This window comes from Anabaena subtropica FACHB-260 (assembly GCF_014697105.1).
GTDB lineage: Bacteria > Cyanobacteriota > Cyanobacteriia > Cyanobacteriales > Nostocaceae > Trichormus > Trichormus subtropicus.
The window spans coordinates 56346-79291 of record NZ_JACJRF010000009.1; the positions used below are offsets into that span (position 1 = coordinate 56346).

The window sequence follows — 22946 nt, forward strand, 5'->3', positions numbered from 1 at the left end:
TGCGATCGTCTGGAAATGAGGGGCTATAGCAATCCTAAATTATTCATGAGAAGATGCCCGACTTTTTCCATAAGTCAGGCATCTGCATTTTTCGCTTTTTAATCGCATCTTACCTGAATGCGATCGCCTCTCCTGCGGCTTGCCAACCAGCAAAACTAGGTGGAAAACCCTGCACATTCTCATAGTCCAAGAGGTGCAAGGTCATTACCCCCATCGCCGAGCGATAACCTGAGGAGCAGTACAATACCATAGGGCGATCATGGGGAATTTGTTCCAGATTATGAGTCAGGGTTCGGAGTGGAATGTTAATTGCGTTAGGTATGTGTCCCGATTGATACTCAGAAGGTTCTCGCACATCCACCAACAAGGTTTGAGGGTTTTTTAACACGCTTTTCAACTTTTCAACATTGGCGATCGTGTAGTAGCCTGCTGGAATCGATGTGAGAAAGCGATCGACTCCCGATTCTAGATTGGATGGTTCAGGCAGAGTTTGTATTCTTTGTTGAGATATCGATTCAGCCTTAGTGAGAGTTGCTGCTATGGTCGGGTTTTGCCCAACACCAACCAATAAGCAAAACCAGATAGCGAATCCCAACAATATCATCTGAATTGGTTTCTTAAATATCATGGATTTTTCCGGAAATGGATTTTTCAACATCAATCAGTTAATGCTCAGACCCACCAGGGATTTTTTCCAGTACGGGGATCGGTTTCCGTCCAAGGCGAGATCAAAATACTGTTATTAAACACTGCAACTTGAACAATTTTGAGTGGTAGAGGAGCAGGGCCTCTTACCACAGATCCATCTGGAGCATAGCGAGAACCATGACAAGGACATTGAAACTGCTGATCCAGAGGGTTCCAGGGGAAGGTACAACCGAGATGAGTGCAGTTATCGACAAGCCCAATATGATCTAGGGTGTTATCTTCTTTAACAATTAGGTAGGTGGGTTCTCCTGCCAGACCTGCAACCAAGGCACGGGTTCCCGGTGCTTCAGCCAAGATTTGCGAGGCAGGGATTTGATTCCCCAGAATATCTTTAGCGAGAATAGCACCTCCCTCTCCCGTTTTTTCTCCTGGAGCAATGAAGAATTTGCCAGCAGGATAAAGCGTAGCACCAGCAGTAACCGCAACGGTTGCTCCTGTTAGAAAGTTGAGAAATTGCCGCCGTGACAAGGATGGACTTTCGAGTGGAAGACTGGTGTCCATAATGAAACTCCTTAAGAGGCGATGAGTGAATCTCGTTAAACTTGTTCGTTAGTCTGATTGTTATATCTGAACTTGATAGAATCTAACTACAAACTGGCGAATCAGTTACCTGAACTACAGGATTTTCAGGGAAACGTCTAGGTCTTCCTGGTTTACGTTTATGACGCTGATTAATCGATTTTTCGCTGGCTGCTGCTAGTTCTTCCGGTGTACATTTGAACAGACGTAAAGTATCTAAATATTTTTTGGGTGTCATTGTGGGTTCAGTGCGTCCAGCTTCCCAGTTGCGGACACTGGTTTCACTGATAGCAAGCCTGAAGGCGACTTCTGCACGGCTAAGACCCGCACGCTCTCTCAGGACTTGCATATCCATATCTCATGCTCCCCTTGCGAAAATTAAGTTTCTAAATCAAAAATTTATTAACTATTTTCTTTTATAAGGCATAAGCGATCGCTCAACCCTCTAACATAAGGCGTAGTTTTTCGTGATTTCCATAAACTAGGACTTACGCACCCAGGTTATATGTTGAGACTGGGCGTAAGGGTTTTAAATATCTACACCCCTACACCCTTCCTCTCACAAAAGTTTCACTTTTAAATCGAGTAGTACAGAGGAAAGGATTTTGCATCTTTGGGTTTGACGTACACCTTTTGCTTTGGTTCTAACTGTAGCTCGTCGTAGCGATCGCGTGTTAAATGAGCATTCACTACTTGCCCATCATCTAAGGTTAATTCAACTTTAATCTCCCAACCCAAATGGATTAATCGGGTGACTGTAGCAGGTGCAGTTGTACCGTTAGCTGATTTCTCGATTACTACATCTTGTGGGCGTAAAAATACATTGGGATGTTCTATCTCTAACTGGCTACTTTGGAAAATCCTAGAGTTGCTGGGTAAGACATTAACTGGGCCGATGAAACTCATGACAAAGGATGTGGCTGGGTTGTCGTAAATTTGCGCCGGTGTCCCTACCTGTTCTACCCGTCCCTGATTCATCACCACGACTTCATCGGAAACTTCCATCGCTTCTTCCTGGTCGTGGGTGACAAAAACTGTGGTAACATGAACCTCATCATGGAGCCGACGTAACCATGCGCGTAAGTCTTTACGGACTTTGGCATCAAGCGCACCAAAGGGTTCATCTAAAAGTAATACACTAGGTTCTACTGCTAAGGCTCTAGCTAAAGCTACCCTCTGTCTTTGACCACCAGATAGTTGTGAAGGATAGCGATCGCCTAACCCGGTTAATTGTACTAGTTCTAATAACTGCTCTACCCTGCCCTTAATTTTATTCTTTGGAGCTTTGCGAATCTCTAACCCAAAAGCTATATTCTGCCTGACAGTTAAATGCTTAAATAAGGCATAGTGTTGAAACACAAACCCAATGTTGCGTTCTTGTACACTTTGGGTTGTAGCATCCTTACCTGTAAGAATAATTTTGCCACTATCTGGTGTTTCTAAACCAGCAATTAAGCGGAGCAAAGTAGACTTACCAGAGCCAGAAGGCCCCAACAGAGCTACGAGTGAACCACTCTGGATTTCTAAGCTTACCTGATCAACTGCCTGGAAACTACCGAACTGTTTGGATACGTTTTCAACTACTATGCCCACTGCCGCTACACCTCTGCAAATCTATCTACGGCTAATTGCTAGGTTTACCGTGTTTTTTATATATACCATATCTAAATGTAGTTAGATTGTGTTACTCCGAAAAAGATTTTATTTGCTTTCTAGAAGAAATTACTATGTTTTTCTCGCTACAAATAATTCAAGGTTTGTAGTTAGGACTTTATTCCTTCTTTTCAGCCTAAAGACCTGACTTACGAACTCAATCATATTGAAGAAGAATACAGAACTCAGAACAAGAAAGTGGGGGACTTAAATCCTATTACTCATTACTCATTACTCATTACTTATTACTCCTTACTCCTGACGGATGTTTACTGATGGTATCCATTCTCTAAACTCTATCTATTTCAGCCATATTTATGTCGAAATGTTAAGGAATATTGCATTTCTGTCAAAACCTAGAGGTAGAGCGCGAAATCACCCAAAAGACCGTGGTAGGATGCTTTCGGTAAATGTGAAGATTGGGAGACGACCTTTGACACTACGGGTTGCTGTTGTTGGGTCAGGCCCAGCTGGTTCCTCTGCTGCTGAAACACTAGCCAAAGCTGGGATTGAGACCTACCTGTTTGAGCGCAAATTAGATAATGCTAAACCATGTGGGGGGGCAATTCCCCTATGTATGGTAAGTGAGTTTGACTTACCACCAGAAATTATCGATCGCCAAGTGCGGAAGATGAAAATGATTTCACCTTCCAATCGTGAAGTTGATATCAATCTGATAAATGAAGAAGAATATATAGGAATGTGCCGTCGTGAGGTGCTAGATGGCTTCTTACGCAATCGGGCGGCAAAATTAGGGGCAAATTTAATTAATGCCACCGTTCATAAAGTTGATATACCTGGAAATAACACCGACCCGTACACCATTCATTATGTTGACCATAATGAAGGCGGCGCGCAAGGTGTCACAAAAACTTTAAAAGTAGATTTGATTATTGGTGCAGATGGGGCTAATTCCCGCATTGCCAAAGAAATGGATGCAGGGGATTATAATTATGCGATCGCTTTCCAAGAGCGTATCCGCTTACCCGAAGACAAAATGGCATATTACAACGACCTTGCCGAAATGTATGTCGGTAATGACGTTTCCACAGACTTTTATGCCTGGGTATTCCCCAAATATGACCACGTAGCCGTTGGTACCGGCACAATGCACGTCCACAAAGCCAGCATCAAACAGTTACAAGCTGGTATCCGCGCCCGCGCTAGCGAAAAACTAGCAGGCGGTAAAATCATCAAAGTAGAAGCCCACCCCATTCCCGAACATCCCCGTCCCCGGCGTGTTGTTGGTCGTATTGCCTTAGTGGGAGATGCGGCTGGCTACGTTACTAAGTCTTCTGGTGAAGGGATTTACTTTGCTGCTAAATCTGGGCGGATGTGTGCAGAAACCATTGTAGAAGTTTCTCAAAAGGGTAGCCGTATTCCCACAGAAAACGAACTCAAGCTTTATCTCAAACGCTGGGATAAAAAATACGGACTCACTTACAAAGTGTTGGACATCCTGCAAACAGTATTCTACCGTTCTGATGCTACCCGCGAGGCATTTGTAGAGATGTGTGGAGACTTAGATGTGCAGAAGCTCACCTTCGACAGTTATCTGTATAAAACTGTTGTTCCCGCTAACCCCATCACCCAGCTAAAAATCACTGCCAAGACAATCGGTAGTCTCATCCGTGGTAACGCTTTAGCACCCTAAACTTAACGTAACTGTACATTAATTCGTAATTGAATCTGTAACTACGAACTACGAATTAACGTCAAATGGCACTCCCCTAATACCAACAGGGAGTGCCATTTTATTACCTAGTTAAGTCTATTGTTGATTCGTAGCGATGTGAGTGTCATTCTGTAGGATACGTAGTTTAGGGAATTTAGGCGCGTATAACGCGACTTCTCGAAGAGCATATATCCCGTGATACTACCCTACCTTACGAACTGCATTTCCCTCAATGTGACACATAATCTTACGGATTGATGAAATCAGGACTCAGAGCAATGACTGGAACCGAATTTCATTCAACAACTGATGCAGCAGCGCCCTCTCCCGATGGTGGAACACTGGGCAATTCCAGGCAATATCCCGCACCATATACTGTCTTGATATAGCGAGGATGGCGGGGGTCTGGTTCTAACTTAGTTCTCAAATGCCGGATATGCACTCGAATAGTTTCAATGTCGTCATCTGGATCGTAACCCCAAACTTCCCTGAGAATTTCGCTTGGAGAAACTGTCTGTCCGTGACGCTGAAGTAAACAGTGGAGGAGTTCAAATTCCAAGTGAGTCAATTTCACAGTTTGACCGAACCATATAGCCTCAAATCTTTCAGGAACTAAAGTTAGAGGCCCGTAGTTCAAAATTTCGCTATGTTTAGCTGCTTGAGGAATGCGGTCAGTGCGTCGCAATAATGCCCGCACCCGTGCCAGCATCTCTTCCACTTCAAATGGCTTGGTAAGATAGTCGTCTGCGCCTGCATTAAAGCCTTCTACCTTGTCTTGAGTTTGGCTGAGAGCAGTCAACATCAAAACAGGAATCTCCGATGTACGTTCATCTCGACGTAGCCGTTGGCAAACCGTAAAACCATCAACTCTGGGTAACATCAAATCAAGCATAATCAGGTCTGGTTGTAGCTGGAGAGCTAGTGCTTGACCTTTAATGCCATCTTCAGCTTGGCTTACGTCGTAGCCAGCCATCTCTAGATTGACAGCTACGAGTTCTGAAATCGCTGGGTCATCGTCTATTACAAGAATCCTCGGCATTCTTAAAAAATTATTACTACTTATTAAGGATAAATAAGAACCTTTGGTAGATACAAAGATTTCTGTCTTGATTATAAAAAAGATTTTAAATCTAACATAAACCTTAAAACTAACAGAATTGATCAATCAGGATGAAAATACATGAAATTTTCATCCTGATTATGTTACCCTTCCTACAATCTGGCTCCTTGTCTCCAAAATAAGGTTGTTACAATTGTTTACTTTATTTTGTGAATAAAAAACTATCTGCAAAACAAAACTATCCATCCAGAGCCTCCTTATCACAAAATAGTATTTATGAGTGGGCAAGATGTATCAATTATCTGTTGGTTTGCCACACCTAAAAATCCTCATAGTACGATTGTAGGTACTTATGGTATTGCAGGCGATCTAAATAATGAGTGTTTTTTGTGGTACACAGTAACTAAATTATGGTGATATTGTGAGTGGGGTGGTATTATAGCCGAATTTAGTTAGGGAGCGATGGGCTACGCCCCACTTGCCCCACTCACTCACTGTAGGCGAGATCGCTTACTCATGGTCGTCCAGCATCCTGCAAACAGCATCTGGTATTTTGACAACGAAGTGATAATTAAGCGTTTTGTTTTCTCATCTATAGAAGTTTATTATGAAGGAAACAGTCCTTGACAACTGTTATCAGAGATATCAAAATCAAGTTTAATTATTTACTAGGCTGTACGCGTCAGTTGTCAGTCGCTTTTAATCTAGTTTAATAGCCCATCTCCTTGACGATATTATGCAAAATAAGCAAAGCCTACTTAGACAGGCTTTGCTTATTTGATACAACAGTGTTGAGAATTAGGAATAGTAACAACCTAAGTAATTAAACCGCACAGCAAAGCATAAAAACCCTTTTATCCTTAACTCAGTGTCCCCAATTTTTCAGGGAAATCAGAGGTAGAATAGCAATTACTTAAAGTTCTAATCAAGCTGGCTTCCACTGTGCAGGTTTACTGTCTAGGCGGATGCTGGCTTTTTCTTTAGGACTCTACCCAAGGAACCAACAACCAACAAACCGAAAATTATTCCAGGTTCAGGAACAAGAGTAGCTGTGAGTTGACCACCATTATCTAATCTACAGTTGGGGAATGTGTCACAGACTTCTGGAGACAGATCATCTTTCAAAAAGATAGCAGCTATAGGTAATCCTTGGTCAGGATTGCGATAGGTATAGAAAAGAAGGTCTGTTAAGCTTGTGTTAAAGTCAGCACCTACATCAAAACCATTTGCTGTATCAAAGCTATCAGATTGCAAAACAGTCTCTGAAACTGTATCAAAGTTGAAATTAAAATTACTACTAGAAGTAGGAAAATTATATCTGAAACTTTGCAACAAACTTCCTGCGGGGTCGAAGAAAGAAATACCGAACCGATTCAGTTGATCTCTAGTAACAATGCTTCCTTGGAAAGCATTGTCATAACCAAAATAACCTTGAGCCGAATAACCCTGATTTCCTGTCCAATCAATTCTGTAAGTAGCAGCGTCAGCACTGGAGATATTGGCTAAAGTAGCCATTGAAGCAACAGCAGCTACAGCTACAGTAGTTTGTATTTGGTTCAAAATGCTTTTCATTTTTTTGATAAAAGAAGTAAATTCCGATGTGGTTGCAGCGATCGCTAATTTCTATTTCTGCGTTATAAAAACGTAGACAATTTTAGCGATAAGTAAGCTCTAGAAATTACTTTCATGTAATTACCTAAGCACATGAGAAGTCAGAATTGCCTGTGCCTATATTAGGATTTCCATCTGATTTTTGAAATGTAAGTAGGATGGGTAATACCCACGAAAATCTGGATATGTGTGGACACTAGCCACCTAACACTTAGGTTTCAAGTTTATTTTACAGACTTTTTTCAAAAATCAAACCGGATTTCTATAGGCTTGGTTACTAATAGCTAGATTCCTAGCTCCTGGGAATTATGAAGACAATTGGTGCTGTCAGACATTAATAATGTCTAAAACCACTAGTGGGAATTCTATCATTAGATTCAATTTAGTTTTAATAGTTTAGGCTTTATTTTTCAATATAAAAATAAAACATATATATATGTGCAGAGTTATTATATTTCCTTGTAATTAAATTACTCTTTAACTGTTCTTAACCAAATATTGCTTTATCCCTAAATATTACAGATTTTCCTTAATTAGTGGGTTGGTTTGCACATCCATCATCATTCTTCTTTTTCAATTCCTTTAATTGTAATTAATGGAATAAATTAATGTATGCCATTGTTTACAAGCCCATTTCTACAGATTTCATCAGATATGGATTTGTCAATACCTGATTAATATATATTGATTTTCCCATCTTAGGGAAAACGGTAAATTATGTGAATTCCATTAATTAATGGCTTTTTTAAATAAATCATTACCAGAACTTAATCAAGCGGAATTAACTTTTACTAGGCATTTTGATTAACCAAAAAATTCTCATGAAAGTATCTAGACGTAAATTTTTTACAATAGCGGGTGCAAGCGCAGCTGGTACTGTACTAGCTTCTCCTTTAGAAGGTTTGTTGGCTGGAAAAGCCTTTGGTCAACGTCCCGGTACAGGATATGGTCCACTTTTCCGAGGTGCTGATGGGATTTTAGAAGTACCAGAAGGATTTCAATATCGAGTTATATCTCGCGTAAACCAAATCATGGCTGATGGTAACCCAGTACCTGGCGCTTTTGATGGAATGGCAGCCTTCCCCGGACCCAGAAATACAACAATCTTGGTTTGTAACCATGAATTGAGCAACACTTCTGGCACACAAGTACGAGTACCAAATCGCTATGATCCCGTCAGCAGAGGTGGTACTACCAACTTGGTTGTGGGTTCTAATAATCAGCTAATCAAACAGTTTGCAACTCTCGGCGGAACCATTCGTAACTGTGCTGGTGGTCCAACTCCTTGGGGTTCATGGATTAGTTGTGAAGAAAATACCAGTGTACCTGGTAGCTCTGACGGGTCTACCCAGTTCCACGGTTATAACTTTGAGGTTCCCGCTAGTGCTACTGGCCCTGTAGAACCAGTACCTTTAAAGGCTATGGGACGCTTTAACCATGAAGCTGTGGCTGTAGATCCCAAAACTGGAATTGTCTATGAAACTGAAGATAGAGGAAATAGCCTTTTCTACCGTTTCATTCCAAATGTTCCTGGTAAATTAGCAGAAGGTGGTACACTGCAAGCCTTAAGAATTATAGATAGACCAGGAGTAAATACCGTTACTGGCTTCGTACCATTTGAAAAGTTTAGTGTAGATTGGGTAACAATTGATGATCCAGATCCAGCTACAGATACTGTCCGAGTGGAGGGTCGCAATAAAGGCGCTGCTCAGTTTGTTCGTGGGGAAGGTATCTGGTATTCAGGACTAAGTGGCAAGAGTGAGTTGTATTTTGTTGCTACCACTGGTGGTCCTGTTGGTGGTGGTCAAGTGTGGCGCTATATTCCAGAAGATGAGACTATTGAACTATTTGTCGAGTCTCAATCTAGAGAGGAACTCGATATGCCAGACAATATAGTTGTTGCACCTTTTGGTGATCTCATTCTCTGCGAAGATGGTCCTGGTGAGCAATACTTGAGAGGTGTAACTCCCCAAGGAGAAATATATAATTTTGCTCGCAACGCTTTAAATAATAGTGAGTTTGCTGGAGCTTGTTTCTCTCCTGATGGTCGTACTATGTTCGTCAATATCTATTCCGGTGTTACTCTGGCAATTTGGGGTCCTTGGAACAGTAGAAGAGGTTAGTAGAATTTCTGAATACCCTAGCTGAGAAACCAAAAAAGCAGTAACCAAAAATCAATGTAGCTTATCCCCAAATTCATCATGAGGATAGGCTACATTTTACTTTTTAATAGCCGTACCATTTTTGGTATCACGAGCAAATTTCCTCTACATATTGGCGAAGGTATGATAACGATATGGATTTAGTTAAAGAATTTTTGAATTAGATGTGATAAAAGAAAATACTGTATTATGTTTAAACTCACTTTATGATTCTTCAATACAGGATATGGTGTAGTTTAGATAAGTTATAAAAATAAAACTTCACTATGAATAAGTAGTATGGATAATCTCAGACTACTTTAGTGTTTGAATAATAAAAAAAATAAAAATACAAAAGGGCATCTTTTTAGATGCCCGTCATGCAGGAACACCTTAAAGGGTTATCCCTACACCTTCCCAACAATCAGCAACAGTGACTAATTAGTGATTAGCCACACTCACAGTCACAAACGTGAATATAATCATCTTATTAATTAGTAGCTCTGAATGCCGCAGTGTAACCACTGAAAATTTTTTTGACTATCAATGAATAGTTCGTTAAATTTACTACTAGTAGTTACTTATTCTATTTTTGATTTTGGATTAAAGATTGCGTTATTTAACAAGTTTATTGTGTTGATTGTAGTGATATGTACTTCCAGAAATAGCAGCTATCATTAACCAAGATAAAGTATTTAATCGGAAATCAAAGAGGGTTACATCTACTGTGTTGAATAACAACCACTCTCCCACAACAACAAGATAACTGAAAAATATCAATCTATCTTTCTTATTTATATAGTTTTCTTGGACTAGAATTTGAGTACCTGCAAACAATATCCAACTAAGTAATCCAAAAAATAGTAAAGTACTGGGAAATCCGGTTTCAGCAGACAGCATTAAAAATAAATTATGGGGATGTCCCAAATCAATGTTCATCTGCGCTTTGTAAAGGTCGGGAAAGTTACGTAATCCCCACCCTGTCCAGGGACGTTGTTGAGTCAAAGACCAGGCGAATTGCCACTGAGTTTTTCGCATTAAGGCAATTGGTCTATCGGGATACATTTGATCGTTTAATCTTGCCCAAAAGAAAGCGGGAACGATGCGGCGAAAAATTTGAGCCACTGGGGAAGGTGCAAAAGCCGCCAACAGGAGGCTGGTGACTGCTGCTGCAACGCCACTGATGAGTAAACGCCAACCTTGATAAAATGCAAAAGCTAAACAGGCGATGATGGCGATCGCCCACCCATTACGCGAGTTAGTTAAAATCAAGGCAGCAAAGTCGGCAATTATGGAGACTGTTAGGAAGATAATCAGGAGTGGAGACTGGGTATAAGTTTCCTCCCTTGATCCTGTACGCCTTGCTTGCCAATGTTCTAAGAGTAATCCCAGGCTGAGAGTGAAAGCGATCGCTAAATAAGCCGCAAAGAGGTTAGCGTGCATAAATATAGCAGCCATACGCCCTGGCGGATTTCCACCGGGTGCGATCCCAAAATCTAACAAAACCCACAAAACTTGTATTTGCAGGTTCCAGGCAAAAAACAATTGTCCAAAGCCCATAATTAGGACTGGTACGGAACTAATAACCAAAATCCAAGCTATGTGCCGTAACTGAGCAGTTGTTTGAATTAGGAAACTTAAACCTGTAAATAATAAGAAGAATGGTAGTAAATTAAACAACCCGACAAAAGCTGCTCCTTTGTCATAGGCAAAGCCGGCAGAAACAAAGAGTACAAGACTCAGCAGCCCAAATCCCCAGTTGATGGGACGACGGATAATGGCGCGGTATTGGCGTATCCAAGTAACCAATACTGCTAACATCATGCTCACAAATCCCAAAAAAGGTGTGAGTGGAAAGATTAATAGTCCTAATTGAAAGCAATTCCAAGGAAATTGACAGTCAGGTTTGGGATGGTAAAAAGCTATCTTCAAGCTAGAACCCCAGGTTAATAATCACACAATTAGGGTATGAGAAGAGGAAAGGGAGCAACAAGAGGAATTGGAACAGGGAGCAGGAAAGAAAGCTTTATCCTTTTTCCCCTGCACCTTGTTCCTCACTCTGCCCAATTCCCATTCCCTATTTTCAAGCCAATTCCCAACATTCAGCACGGGTAAGACGAATTTGCGCTAAGGCAAAAACAGTGGGGATGATCCGACCGTAATTAGTGGCGATCGTTCTCCAGCCTAAATCGGCAAAAAACCAAGCCCACATGACTGGGCCAACAAAGGCAAAGATAGTGCGAACTGTTCCATAACGGGCTGCGCTCACGGTCATACCCTGGCGTGCCATTTGCAATGCAACGTAGCTTTGAAACTGTGTTGTCGCTGCCTGAGAACCTTTAACCACAGCATCTTTAGCTACTTGGTAAGTAGCAAAGTGGATGGCAAATTGACGGGCAATTTGTTGCAGCACAAAAGGTTTAACAAGGGATGTGACAGCTAAAGCACTACCACCTTTGAACAGCAAGCCTAAAGGGTCACGCTGTAGTAAGGGTGGTAAGGGGTGTTTCACCTCTGATTTCACAAGCTGAAGCTGTACCTGCACAGCCAATTTTTCTTTTTCTTTTTCTGGTAATTTTTTCCACACCTGTCCTAGCAGATGTAAAAATACTTCTGCTTCTAAATCAATTGTTGTTAAATCTTGAGAGTAAGGGATTTTTAAATACTTACAGACTTGAATTAATGCTTGACGATAAGTTACTTGGGTTGTCCGTCCTCGTAATACTGTTACCCCATCGGCGGCTAAAAACCGAAAGCGATTTTCTAGTGAATCTAGCCAAACTTCTCTGTTTTGGCTCTGAATTTCGATTGGTTCAGGTGTCTGAACATAATCTAGGGGGTTGAACTTACGACTAAACAGAATTGCTGTTAAATCCTGCAATTCTTCTTCAGTTGCTAACTCTAGCGCCGCCCTCAGTTCATCCAATTTCCCTTCCTCCCTTCCATGAAGCTTTCCTGTACCCTATTCTACTATTAGCTTTCAGCAGAAATTGGGTTTGGGGAGTTCTGAGTCCTGAGTTATTAGTTATGAGTACTAAGTAAGATTTCTTCCCCAAAACATTGCTTTTAGGGTATTGGGATTGATAAAACTATATTCTTTCGTTGGTTTTATAGTCATCACTCATAACTTTATTAAAAACCTACCCTTGTAAAACTTCCTCAGTCTCCAAGAATTCTTTCATTTTTAATTTTGAATTGATTTGTCCCTAATCCTTAAATTTATGAATGATGTTGTCGTTATTGGTGCAGGTATGGCTGGCTTGGTTTGCGCCCAGCAGTTAAGTCAAGCCGGATATTCGGTGTTGGTTGTGGAAAAGTCCCGTGGTTTGGGGGGACGACTCGCTACACGGCGCTTACACGGGACTTGGGCAGATCATGGAGCCTGTTATTTAAAGTCCAAAGGTGAATTATTCACCAGTTTTGTAGAGTTATTGCGCGATCGCCATATTCTAGAAGTTTGGACTGATCAGGTTTATGAACTCCAACCCAATGTAGCACCTCGTTATGTTGCACCTGCGGGAATGAGTGCGATCGCTAAATTTATCGCCCAAAATCTCAATATTTTGCTCAATCAGCGTGTTACAGAAATTAACTTAACACCCGATAATCTTTGGCGTTTAACTTTAGAATCCAGTAATGAAGAATTAACTGCTAAAGCTTTAGTTATTGCCATTCCTGCACCCCAGGCTTTGATGTTGTTGACATCTTTAGGTGAAGAAGTTTTAAGTAAAGAATTTCTGACAAATTTGAGTACTATAGAATTTTCTCCCTGTATTAGTGCGATCGCTGGCTATCCTACTTCATCTCATCCACTTCCAGATTGGAAAGCCCTCAACTTTGTCGATGATGCTATTTTGGGGTGGATTGGTTTAGATAGCAGCAAGCGTTCTCAACCCTTACAGCCAGTATTTGTCTTACAAAGTAGCGCTAATTTTGCTCAACTTCATCTGGAGTCATCAGATTTACAACCCTCAGGAAAGGAGATGTTAAGCTATGCAGCCCAAGCGCTAGAAATTCCTTGGTTAGATACACCAGATTGGTTGCAAGTACATCGTTGGCGGTATGCCTTTCCCAGTGTTCTTTGGCAAGATCAAATACTATCTGCTCAAACTGAACTACCTTTAGTTTGTTGTGGTGATTGGTGTGGTGGCAATCTCGCAGAAGGTGCCATGCTTTCTGGACTAGCTGCATCTGTGGAAATCAACAATCATTTAAACCAGTTACTTCTACCTGATATGAATTTTCTCAAAGTTTTCACCTAATAATTGCATCTATCGTTAGACTAGTTGCTCGATATAGGAAGTCTCACTTTTGTGACTTCCTAAGTTATTCCTTAAAATCAAACACACAGATAATTACACAAAGCTATATATGATTTAAATTAGTTTGTAATAAGTAATGTTAACAAATCCAGAAAGTTTTACTTCACTAAACTCTTTACCGTAATTAATAGTAAGTAAATCGGCTTTACGTTGATCCCTAGCAATCTATACTGCATTTTATGTAGATTTTCGTTAAGAAAACGGGAATTTGGAAAAATTGAAATATAAATAAAAAACATTAGACTATACCAGTCTATCGAATCCTCTTTTTCAAGCGTTATACTGTCAATCAGTCTCAGTTTCAAAAATATGCGTAGAACCAGATTTCTGGAAAGCTACCAAAATAAAAAGTTTGTTTATTGTCGGAGTGTAAAAACAAAGATAACTTCTAAATGTTTGCCTGAAAGAGATGGCTATTTAGAAAGTTTGCCCTTTGTAAAAATTAAATTACCAACCAGATAAAAAAGGAGTTAAAAAATGATGAAAACAGTAGTCAATCTCACACAGCAATCCGTCTTGGGAGAGATTGAAAATGTTTTAGATACGTATCCATATCGTCCTTATCAACAAGCATTTGCAATCCCTGATTTGCGCCAAGAGCTAATTGCTTTTGTTCTCAACCGGATTCCATGCCTTTATAGCGCCATATCTGACGAACAATTACTAATGCAACGCTGTGACAAAGAAAGCTGGTTGAACAACAAATTACCTCGTAGTCCTTTAGAACAGCAACAACACCTACAACGTTTGATTCACGAAGGTATTTATTCTATTTTTCAAGAAAAATCAGACTGGATTAGTCATCACCTTTGTGAATCCGTGCAAGCAGGCTGTGAACCATCTCACTGGTTTGGTTAACTGTTAGTCAATAGTCATTAGTCGTTAAACAAAAATCCAAGACTATAGACTATTGACTATTGCCAGGTGTTAATTACAAGTATGAGCTAATAGCTAAGGTAGGCAGATGCGATAAGCTACACCTTAATAGAAGCGTACATACTCCTGCAAAGAAGCAAGCTATGGGTAGCGTCTCGTAGCGCTTGTTTATTCCCCGATGTACAAAATAATGTTCGCCTAATTCTACATTTGAGCTATTGGCAGTTGTGGAGTAGGCGATGTTTTATGGAAAGCTACTCTACACGCTCTGGGAAGTGAGAGTGAGATAAAACTATTTACCTTAGTTGATGACGCTCTTCTTCTGCTATTAGTTCAACATTTTCTGGTAAAAAACGTTCATTTTCCTCGTACTCTTGTTGAATCATGTCAAGAACGTCAATAAGTTCACCACGAGCTTGATCCGGTGTTTTTCCCCAAGGATGATAACCGGACATTGTTGAGATGTTTGCAACAAATGTACTATTATCGCCAGGGCGGTTCACGGTGGTGTAGCCTTGTTGAGACTGCATGAGGATAGCCTGATCGTTGAAATTACATCTTCAGTGTAAAAGCAAAATCCCAAAAGTAGGTAAATTTAGCTGTGATGTTCAACTACAGTAATCTTGTGAATCATCTCAGCTTACCTGTAATTCTGGTGTAGGTATTTGCAAAAACTCCCGCACCCGCCGTAAATAAGTAGGTGCATCCTCTAGCATCGGAAAGTGTGCGGTATCAGGAATTACGACAAACTCCACCTTGTCATTTAAAGCGGCCGCTTGTCGCCCCATGTCAGCCGGAATAATCTGGTCATACTCCCCCGCTACCAATAGAGTAGGTACTTGCAATTTAGCAAACTCCTGGGGCATTAATTCAGCTTGCGCTTTACTCACAGAAGTAAAAATTGTTCCTAAAGCCGTATCATAATCGGCAACTAGGAAATCTTCTAAAAAAGCTTGACGCTCACCTTTGGGTATAGGACGATGCAAAAACCTCGCCATAAACATCCGGTCAGCAAATGGTATTTTTCCTAACCACTTGGGACGAAATTTTACTACATAACCACCAAATTTATGAAAAGCGGTAAAAGCTTTTTCGTCGTACTCAAAAATACCGCTACAAGTTAAAATTCCTCTTTCCACTCGTTGGGGATAGAGGTTAAAAAATAATGTGGCGACGGAAGCACCCATTGAGTGAGCATTAATATAAACACGCCCAAGCTGCAATTCATCAAGTAAAACAGCTAAATCTTCAGCGTATTCTTCTATTTCATAAGTTAATTCTTGAACTGCTTGATATTTTTCTTGATTTGACTCAGCCTCAACAACAGACTCAGTAGCTTGGACAACAGTTGGTTTTCCCTGGGAACGTCCAAATCCCCGCAAATCGTAGAGCAGACAATCAAATTGGTCTGACAAAGCGTTCGCAGTACTTCTCCAGTATCTAGCCGAACCAGCCCAACCATGAATGAACACCATCACAGGCTTGACTAAATCACCCGATGGTTGTTTGACCCATTCATAATAATGCTCAACGCCACGAACAGTAATATAAGGCATTAGTCCAAATTCAATAATCAATAGTCAATAGTTCAAAGTCAATAGTCAATAGTCAACAGTCGATGAACTAATGACCAATGACTATTGACCAACGACTACTAAGCTGATTCTGGTTTAGGCAATGAAGACGGATGTACTAGTAATTCTGCTGTTGAGCGCTTCTCTACCATTTCTCTGGTGACTGTGCAGCGAGTCACGTCTTTACGAGATGGTAGCTCGTACATCACATCTAACATGAGTTCCTCCACAATACCTCGTAATGCTCTAGCACCAGTTTTCCGACGGTAGGCTTCTTGAGCGATCGCTTTGAGCGCATCTGGTTTAAAGTCCAATTGGACATTATCCATCTTCAGCAGTTTTTGGTACTGCTTGACTAGAGCGCTACGTGGTTGAGTCAGAATCGCCATCAAAGCTTCTTCATCTAGCGGATCTACCACGGCTACCATTGGCACACGGCCGATAAATTCGGGAATCATGCCAAATTTCACCAAATCATCTGGCTCTAGATGACGCAGGACATCTGCTGCTCGTTTTTCTTTTGATTGTCCTTCTCCTGGTTGTACAAAGCCTATTGACTTTTTGCCACCCCTCTGATCTACAACCTTTTCTAACCCTACGAAAGCACCACCACAGATAAATAGAATATTACTAGTATCGATTTGGATGCAGTCTTGGTAAGGGTGCTTACGTCCTCCTTGGGGTGGAACATTGGCAATTGTGCCTTCCAGCATTTTTAGCAATGCTTGTTGTACACCTTCGCCGGAAACGTCCCTGGTAATGGAGGGGTTTTCACTCTTGCGGGCAATTTTATCAATTTCATCTATGTAGATAATGCCTCTTTGGGCTTCTTCTACGTCCAAATCAGCTACTTGTAATAATCGCAGTAAGATATTTTCTACATCTTCCCCTACATACCCTGCTTCTGTGAGCGTGGTCGCATCAGCCACAGCGAAGGGGACATCGAGAATTTTAGCTAGGGTTTGAGCTAGAAGAGTCTTGCCACAACCAGTAGGGCCAATTAACAAAATATTGGATTTTTGCAGTTCTACTGCATCATCTCCATTTTTGCCACTACCTTTAGACTGCAAGATTGCCAATCGTTTGTAGTGATTGTAAACGGCAACAGATAAAACTTTCTTTGCTTCATCTTGACCTATAACGTGTTCGTCTAGGTACTTTTTAATCTCTCTGGGTTTTGGTATTTGGGTCAAGGAGAGATTAGCAGAACGGGCGCGGCGTTTTTGAGGTTGTTCTGATTTTGGTGTTGGTTGCGCCGCCGCACCACTAGTATCTAGCAACTCCTCATCTAGTATTTCATTACACAAGTCTACGCATTCATCGCAGATGTAGACTCCCGGCCCTGCGATCAATTTCCGCACCTGCTCTTGAGACTTGCCACAGAAAGAACATTTTAAATGGGAGTCGTACTTAGACATACCAGCCTCTTATTTCACGATGGTGACGTTTTCCCCTGCTGTGGGAAGATTTTGTCTGGAGATGACTTGATCGATCAAACCGTAATTTTTTGCTTCTTCTGCTGACATAAAGAAGTCGCGATCGGTATCTGCTTCAATTCTTTCTAGGGGTTGACCAGTATGATTAGCCATTAACTGATTCAACTGAGCCTTAATGTAAAGAATTTCCCTTGCTTGAATTTCTATATCAATGGCTTGACCTTGAGCGCCACCCAGGGGTTGGTGAATCATAATGCGGGAATCAGGTAGGGACATACGTTTACCTTTAGTTCCTGCGGTTAGGAGAAATGCCCCCATGCTTGCTGCTAACCCAAAACAGATAGTAACAACATCGGGACGGATTTGCTGAATTGTATCATAGATTGCCATGCCTGCGTAGACAGAGCCGCCAGGGGAGTTGATGTAGAGTTGAATGTCTTTTTCCGAGTCTTCAGCATCTAAAAACAACAACTGGGCGACAATGGTGTTGGCTACAGCATCATCAATGGGAGTTCCCAGAAATATAATCCGCTCTCGCAGCAGGCGGGAGTAGATGTCGAAGGCTCTTTCTCCCATACCTGATTGTTCTACGACCATCGGTACAATGTTACTTATGCCGTTGAGGTGGGAAGACATTCCAAATCGACTTAAACTGTTGATGGGGTAATTTGCCGACTGCGATACAAGCATACGCGAAAGTTTGGGATAGTTGGTACAGAGATTTTGGCAACAATAGATGCCTTTGAGCCAATAAATGAGATTTTGATTTACCTATGTGTTAACCATTATGCCTCATCTATATTCTTCTCGTGTTACCCCGAATTAGGCAAGGGCGATTGTAGATGTCCCCACTTACTAAGCTATGTATGCTAGTTGCTGAGTATTGAGTAAAAATTTTTAATACTCATAACTCAGCAGTTATAACCTAAAAATCGCAGTTTGTGTGAGGGGTTATTCCCCTGTTGTTGATTCTGCTACAGCTTCCGTGGTTTCTGCCTCAGTCTCAGGTGCAGTTGTCTCTAACTCTTCCTCTTGGCTAATTAATGAACCTTCGGGTACAAGTTCAATGGTGGAATTTGCTAATAGCCAATCAATGATTTTCTCCGATAACAGCTCATTTTCTACTATTGTTTGCAGTCTGTCTTCGTCAATATCTTCGTCAGGATACTGTTGCACCAGTTGTGTAACTCTAGCTTGAATTTCTTCTGGGGTGGTTTCAATCAACTCACGTTTAGCAACTTCTTGCAATCCTAAAGATCGTTTGAGGCGTTCTACAGCCTCAGGGCGCGATCGCTCTCGTAACTGCGGGATAATATCTTGGGTAAATAGTTTCCTCACATCCATTCCCTGTTGCGATAGCCGCATAGCTGTTTGAGTCAGCATCGCGTCTACTTCTTTCTCAATCAGGGTTTCTGGTAAATCTACTTCTATGTGCTTAAGTAGTTCGGTTAACAAAGCTTCTTGCTGATTATTCTTAGTTTTGTCTTCAGCTTCCTTTTGATAACGCTCTTCCAAAGACAAACGCAGTGCTTCTAATGTTTCAAAATCGCTGACTTCTTGGGCAAAGTCGTCATTTAATTCTGGCAGTTCTTTTTCTTTAATTTCTTTAAGTGTCACCGTGAAAAGTGCGGGTTTACCAGCCAAGCTTGGGTCAGCATAAGGGTCTGGAAACTGAGCCGAAACTTCTCTGGTTTCGCCAGGATTCATCCCCACCATACCAGTCACAAAACCGGGAATAAATTTGTCTTCTTGCAACTCAACTTGGAAGTCGCTGGCTTCACCACCTGGAATTGGTTCTGGTTCGGTTGTGTCGTCGTCGCCGTCTGCTTTGGCTATCACACCTTTAAAATCTACTACAGCCACATCACCAATCTGGGCTGCTCTTCCTTCTACTGGAATTAATGTCGCCAGTTCTTGACGTTCTTTTTCTAAAACTTCATCAACCCGTGCTGGGTCGTACTTGATTTCCTCGGCTTTGGCTGTCAAACCAGTGTACTGCACTAGGTTAACTTCTGGTTCTACATCAACAGCTGCCGCAAAAGTCAGGGGTTTTCCTGGTTCGTAGTTATTGATTAAATCATCAAAGGATGAACGCAACTGTGGTTGACCAATTGCTGGGATAGATTCCTGTTTTATTGCTTGCTCAATCCCATCTTGCAGTAATTCTTCCAAGGCTGCGGCTTTGATGCGAGTTGTGCCTAGACGTTGTAATAATACTGGTCTAGGTACTTTGCCTTTACGAAACCCAGGAATATTGACAGTATTGGCTAAATTTTTAATTACCTGTTCGTAAGTTTTTTGTGTAATTTCTGGTGTAATTTCTATTTCCAGACCAATTTGGCTGGCGGGGAGTTTTTCCTGGGTAACTTTCATGCTTCGTCTCTAGTTTTGGGGATTTGTGGCTCCAAGTACATACAAGATGCGATTGACCGCTTCTGTGAGTTGATGTCTCTTGGTAAGGATTGAAGGTGTCTACAAGGCAGATTTCTAGGCCTACAGTAGAGATCCAGTTTACTGCTAATGGCAAAAGACTTGACGCTTTAGCGCCATAACTTTACCGAAAGAGTCACAGTTAACTTACAGCATCAGCTCTATAGGACTGTTATCGTGATATCCTGGTTCTCACAACCAGCAAATCAACAGTCTGTATCCTATGTTAGGATGTTGTGCTTGTTTACTAGTGTAAGCATCAACGCTATCAGGGTGAGTCCAAAATTGCTTGACTGTATTGACTTCGTTTACATTGAATCATAGTACATTGCCAATCCAGCGAATCCACATCAAAAGTGTGATTATTTTGCAAAATGGATTTCTAGATAATGACTAAAATGGGCTAATTTGCAAATTTTTTTCCCCGCAATAGCAATTCATTGTATAATATCCCTAATTTTTTAAAATTAGCAGCAAAGCAAAATTTATTGGGAATTTTCCATTAGTGAAGTTATGTAAATTTGAAAACTAAAGTAATTATTTAAGATATTTAAGAAATATTGCTAAAAATTAGGAAAACTTGATCGAAATATTTGGTTACTGTTATCTCCACAACTCATAGATAAATTATAAACCTGTAAAAAACTACCAAAAAATTCACCATAACCTCTGAGGAAGGAGAAGTTTAGTTTGTCTAAATCGTATCGCGTAGCTATTTTGGGAGCAACTGGTGCTGTTGGTACAGAGTTGCTGGAATTACTAGAAAACCGGAATTTTCCGGTAGGTGATTTAAAATTATTAGCTTCAGAAAGGAGTGTTGGGCGATCGCTCCCTTTTAAGGGCGAAGATATAGTAGTAGAATCAGTGAGCGATCGCGCTTTTGAAAATGTGGATATAGTCTTAGCTAGTGCTGGTGGTTCCACATCCAAAACTTGGGCATCTGTAGCTGTTGAAAAAGGTGCGGTGGTAATCGATAACTCCAGCGCCTTCAGGATGAACCCAGATGTTCCCCTCATCGTGCCAGAGGTGAACCCCCAAGCAGCATTTGCTCACAAAGGCATCATTGCTAACCCCAACTGCACCACAATTTTGATGACGTTGGCAGTGTGGCCCCTACATCAAGTTAGACCAGTGCAACGCATTGTGGCTGCAACTTACCAATCTGCAAGTGGTGCGGGTGCCAAAGCAATGGAAGAAGTCAAAACCCAAACAAGTGCTATCTTACAAGGCAAGGAACCAGTCGCCAAGATATTACCATATCCATTAGCATTTAATTTATTTCCCCATAACTCCCCATTAACAGATTCAGGGTATTGTGAGGAAGAGTTGAAAATGGTCAATGAAACCCGGAAAATTTTTGGTACACAAGAAATTAGAATCACGGCAACTTGTGTACGGGTTCCCGTACTACGCGCCCACTCAGAAGCAATTAATCTAGAGTTCGCGGAACCATTTTCTCCAGAGGAAGCCAGAAAAATTTTAAGTCACGCACCTGGAGTAAAATTATTAGAAGATTGGAAAAGAAATTATTTTCCCATGCCAATAGAAGCTAGCGGTCGTGATGAAGTTTTAGTGGGCAGAATTCGTCAAGATATTTCTCACCCCTACGGTTTAGAACTCTGGCTTTGCGGTGACCAAATTCGTAAAGGTGCGGCGTTAAATGCAGTACAAATAGCCGAGTTGTTAGTAGAAAAAAATTTACTCCAACCTACAAAAGCGTATGTTGCTAGGTAGAGGCTTTGCCTGCAACGTCTGTACAGTAGTCAGTAGTCACTAATTAGTAGCAAGAAAGCAGCAACTAACAACTGACAAACACAAAAAAGGGTAATTTTAGGAGTAACAAGAGGGTGGGAGATTTTGGCAGAGTTTTAACCGCGATGATTACACCATTCAAAGCGGACGGGAGTGTTAACTATACCGTAGCAGCAGAATTAGCAGCACATTTAGCTGATAATGGTACAGATACATTGGTTGTGTGTGGTACAACTGGAGAATCGCCGACATTAAGTTGGGATGAAGAATACCAATTGTTTGTGGAAATTTTGCAAGCAGTAGCAGGCAAAGCCAAGGTAATAGCTGGATGTGGTTCCAATTCCACCAAAGAAGCGATCGCAGCTACGCAAAAAGCAGCTAAAATAGGAGTACACGGTACTTTACAAGTAGTACCTTATTACAATAAACCGCCACAAGCAGGACTCTACCAGCACTTTCAGGCGATAGCGCAAGCCTGTCCAGAACTAGCGCTATTGTTATACAACGTTCCTGGTCGAACTGGTCAAAATCTCAGTCCAGAGACAGTTGTGCGGTTAGCTGAAATTGACAATATTGTTGGTATTAAAGAAGCTAGTGGCAATCTCGACCAAGCGGGAGAAATTCGCCGCTTGACACCAAAAGAGTTCCAGATTTACGCTGGAGATGATTCCCTGACCTTGCCTTTGTTAGCGATAGGGGCAAAAGGTGTAGTTAGTGTAGCTTCCCATCTCGTAGGCAACCAACTACAGCAGATGATTCAAGCTTTTAATGCCGGGCAAGTGACAGTCGCCAGTGATATTCATCTTCGACTCTTCCCATTGTTTAAAGCTTTATTTATCACTACAAATCCGATTCCTATTAAACAAGCATTAAAACTTCAAGGCTGGGAGGTTGGTTCAACTCGTCCACCACTAAGTGAAGCTGATGGAGAAGTCAGCCAAAAATTAGAGGCAGTACTGAAAAATCTCGATTTAATTTAATCGCCATTATTTAGGCATTAGTTGAGTTTTGTTTGCGAAAACTGTATATCAATTAGGGACATCCAAAAATTCAATTACTCAATTCCTGCTATCTAATAGAAATATCAGATTTCGTCTTCCCCTACTCACCAAAGCAACTGATTATTTCTTGATTTGGCAGTCCCGGATTAATGGGGCTTGACAAAAATAACTATCTACTAGAAAAATCC

At 41.2% G+C, this 22946-nt stretch carries 19 protein-coding genes; 6 read left to right on the plus strand and 13 right to left on the minus strand.

Annotation, left to right across the window (positions count from 1 at the left end; translation table 11 throughout):
• Window positions 1–109: 109 nt before the first annotated feature.
• The 4 genes from H6G18_RS07565 to H6G18_RS07580 all read right to left on the minus strand — a co-directional run bounded on the left by H6G18_RS07565 (window position 110) and on the right by H6G18_RS07580 (window position 2820).
• Window positions 110–658 (minus strand): rhodanese-like domain-containing protein, encoded by a 549-nt coding sequence (locus H6G18_RS07565; RefSeq protein ID WP_242040229.1) that lies wholly within the window; start codon window positions 656–658, stop codon window positions 110–112.
• Window positions 659–672: 14 nt separating this feature from the next.
• On the minus strand, window positions 673–1209 hold the full coding sequence (gene petC, locus H6G18_RS07570; protein WP_190406479.1) for a cytochrome b6-f complex iron-sulfur subunit: 537 nt from the start codon (window positions 1207–1209) through the stop codon (window positions 673–675).
• Between the two features lie 82 nt (window positions 1210–1291).
• The gene (locus H6G18_RS07575) at window positions 1292–1582 is read right to left on the minus strand and encodes a helix-turn-helix domain-containing protein (RefSeq protein WP_190406480.1); all 291 of its coding nucleotides are present in this window, start codon (window positions 1580–1582) and stop codon (window positions 1292–1294) included.
• Window positions 1583–1803: 221 nt separating this feature from the next.
• Window positions 1804–2820 (minus strand): sulfate/molybdate ABC transporter ATP-binding protein, encoded by a 1017-nt coding sequence (locus tag H6G18_RS07580; protein WP_190406481.1) that lies wholly within the window; start codon window positions 2818–2820, stop codon window positions 1804–1806.
• Window positions 2821–3277: 457 nt separating this feature from the next.
• Here H6G18_RS07580 and chlP point away from each other — a divergent pair, with 457 nt between their 5' ends.
• Window positions 3278–4534, plus strand: coding sequence for a geranylgeranyl reductase (gene chlP / locus H6G18_RS07585; RefSeq protein WP_190406560.1), 1257 nt, complete (start codon window positions 3278–3280; stop codon window positions 4532–4534).
• A 316-nt stretch (window positions 4535–4850) separates the two neighbouring features.
• Here the strand turns inward: chlP and H6G18_RS07590 are convergent, their stop codons facing one another.
• Both H6G18_RS07590 and H6G18_RS07595 read right to left on the minus strand, forming a co-directional pair.
• The gene (locus tag H6G18_RS07590; RefSeq protein ID WP_190406482.1) at window positions 4851–5594 is read right to left on the minus strand and encodes a response regulator transcription factor; all 744 of its coding nucleotides are present in this window, start codon (window positions 5592–5594) and stop codon (window positions 4851–4853) included.
• A 978-nt stretch (window positions 5595–6572) separates the two neighbouring features.
• On the minus strand, window positions 6573–7187 hold the full coding sequence (locus tag H6G18_RS07595; RefSeq protein ID WP_190406483.1) for a PEP-CTERM sorting domain-containing protein: 615 nt from the start codon (window positions 7185–7187) through the stop codon (window positions 6573–6575).
• 860 nt (window positions 7188–8047) lie between these two features.
• Here H6G18_RS07595 and H6G18_RS07600 point away from each other — a divergent pair.
• Window positions 8048–9349, plus strand: a complete 1302-nt coding sequence (locus H6G18_RS07600; RefSeq protein WP_190406484.1) for an alkaline phosphatase PhoX — start codon at window positions 8048–8050, stop codon at window positions 9347–9349.
• Window positions 9350–9982: 633 nt separating this feature from the next.
• On the opposite strand, the gene H6G18_RS07605 is transcribed toward H6G18_RS07600, so the two are convergent.
• Both H6G18_RS07605 and H6G18_RS07610 read right to left on the minus strand, forming a co-directional pair.
• The gene (locus tag H6G18_RS07605; RefSeq protein ID WP_190406485.1) at window positions 9983–11299 is read right to left on the minus strand and encodes an O-antigen ligase family protein; all 1317 of its coding nucleotides are present in this window, start codon (window positions 11297–11299) and stop codon (window positions 9983–9985) included.
• Window positions 11300–11450: 151 nt separating this feature from the next.
• The gene (locus tag H6G18_RS07610; RefSeq protein ID WP_190406486.1) at window positions 11451–12293 is read right to left on the minus strand and encodes a YaaW family protein; all 843 of its coding nucleotides are present in this window, start codon (window positions 12291–12293) and stop codon (window positions 11451–11453) included.
• A 295-nt stretch (window positions 12294–12588) separates the two neighbouring features.
• Here H6G18_RS07610 and H6G18_RS07615 point away from each other — a divergent pair, with 295 nt between their 5' ends.
• Both H6G18_RS07615 and H6G18_RS07620 read left to right on the plus strand, forming a co-directional pair.
• Complete coding sequence (locus H6G18_RS07615) at window positions 12589–13629, plus strand: NAD(P)/FAD-dependent oxidoreductase (protein ID WP_190406487.1); 1041 nt, start codon at window positions 12589–12591, stop codon at window positions 13627–13629.
• A gap of 540 nt (window positions 13630–14169) precedes the next feature.
• A complete protein-coding gene (locus tag H6G18_RS07620) occupies window positions 14170–14547 on the plus strand; it encodes a hypothetical protein (RefSeq protein WP_190406561.1) in 378 nt (125 codons plus the stop codon).
• 314 nt (window positions 14548–14861) lie between these two features.
• On the opposite strand, the gene H6G18_RS07625 is transcribed toward H6G18_RS07620, so the two are convergent.
• The 5 genes from H6G18_RS07625 to tig form a co-directional block, all read right to left on the minus strand.
• On the minus strand, window positions 14862–15095 hold the full coding sequence (locus H6G18_RS07625; RefSeq protein WP_190406488.1) for a hypothetical protein: 234 nt from the start codon (window positions 15093–15095) through the stop codon (window positions 14862–14864).
• A gap of 105 nt (window positions 15096–15200) precedes the next feature.
• Entirely contained in the window at window positions 15201–16121 is a 921-nt protein-coding gene (locus tag H6G18_RS07630) for an alpha/beta fold hydrolase (RefSeq protein ID WP_190406489.1), read from the minus strand.
• 98 nt (window positions 16122–16219) lie between these two features.
• Window positions 16220–17557, minus strand: a complete 1338-nt coding sequence (gene clpX, locus H6G18_RS07635; protein WP_190406490.1) for an ATP-dependent protease ATP-binding subunit ClpX — start codon at window positions 17555–17557, stop codon at window positions 16220–16222.
• A 9-nt stretch (window positions 17558–17566) separates the two neighbouring features.
• Window positions 17567–18265, minus strand: a complete 699-nt coding sequence (gene clpP, locus H6G18_RS07640) for an ATP-dependent Clp endopeptidase proteolytic subunit ClpP (RefSeq protein WP_190406491.1) — start codon at window positions 18263–18265, stop codon at window positions 17567–17569.
• Window positions 18266–18526: 261 nt separating this feature from the next.
• Window positions 18527–19948 carry a trigger factor gene (gene tig / locus H6G18_RS07645; RefSeq protein WP_190406492.1) on the minus strand — a complete coding sequence of 474 codons (1422 nt, stop codon included), beginning with the start codon at window positions 19946–19948 and terminating at the stop codon, window positions 18527–18529.
• A 747-nt stretch (window positions 19949–20695) separates the two neighbouring features.
• Between tig and H6G18_RS07650 the strand changes: the two genes are divergently transcribed.
• Window positions 20696–21739, plus strand: a complete 1044-nt coding sequence (locus H6G18_RS07650) for an aspartate-semialdehyde dehydrogenase (RefSeq protein ID WP_190406493.1) — start codon at window positions 20696–20698, stop codon at window positions 21737–21739.
• A gap of 113 nt (window positions 21740–21852) precedes the next feature.
• On the plus strand, window positions 21853–22737 hold the full coding sequence (gene dapA / locus H6G18_RS07655) for a 4-hydroxy-tetrahydrodipicolinate synthase (protein ID WP_190406494.1): 885 nt from the start codon (window positions 21853–21855) through the stop codon (window positions 22735–22737).
• The last annotated feature ends 209 nt before the right edge of the window (window positions 22738–22946 follow it).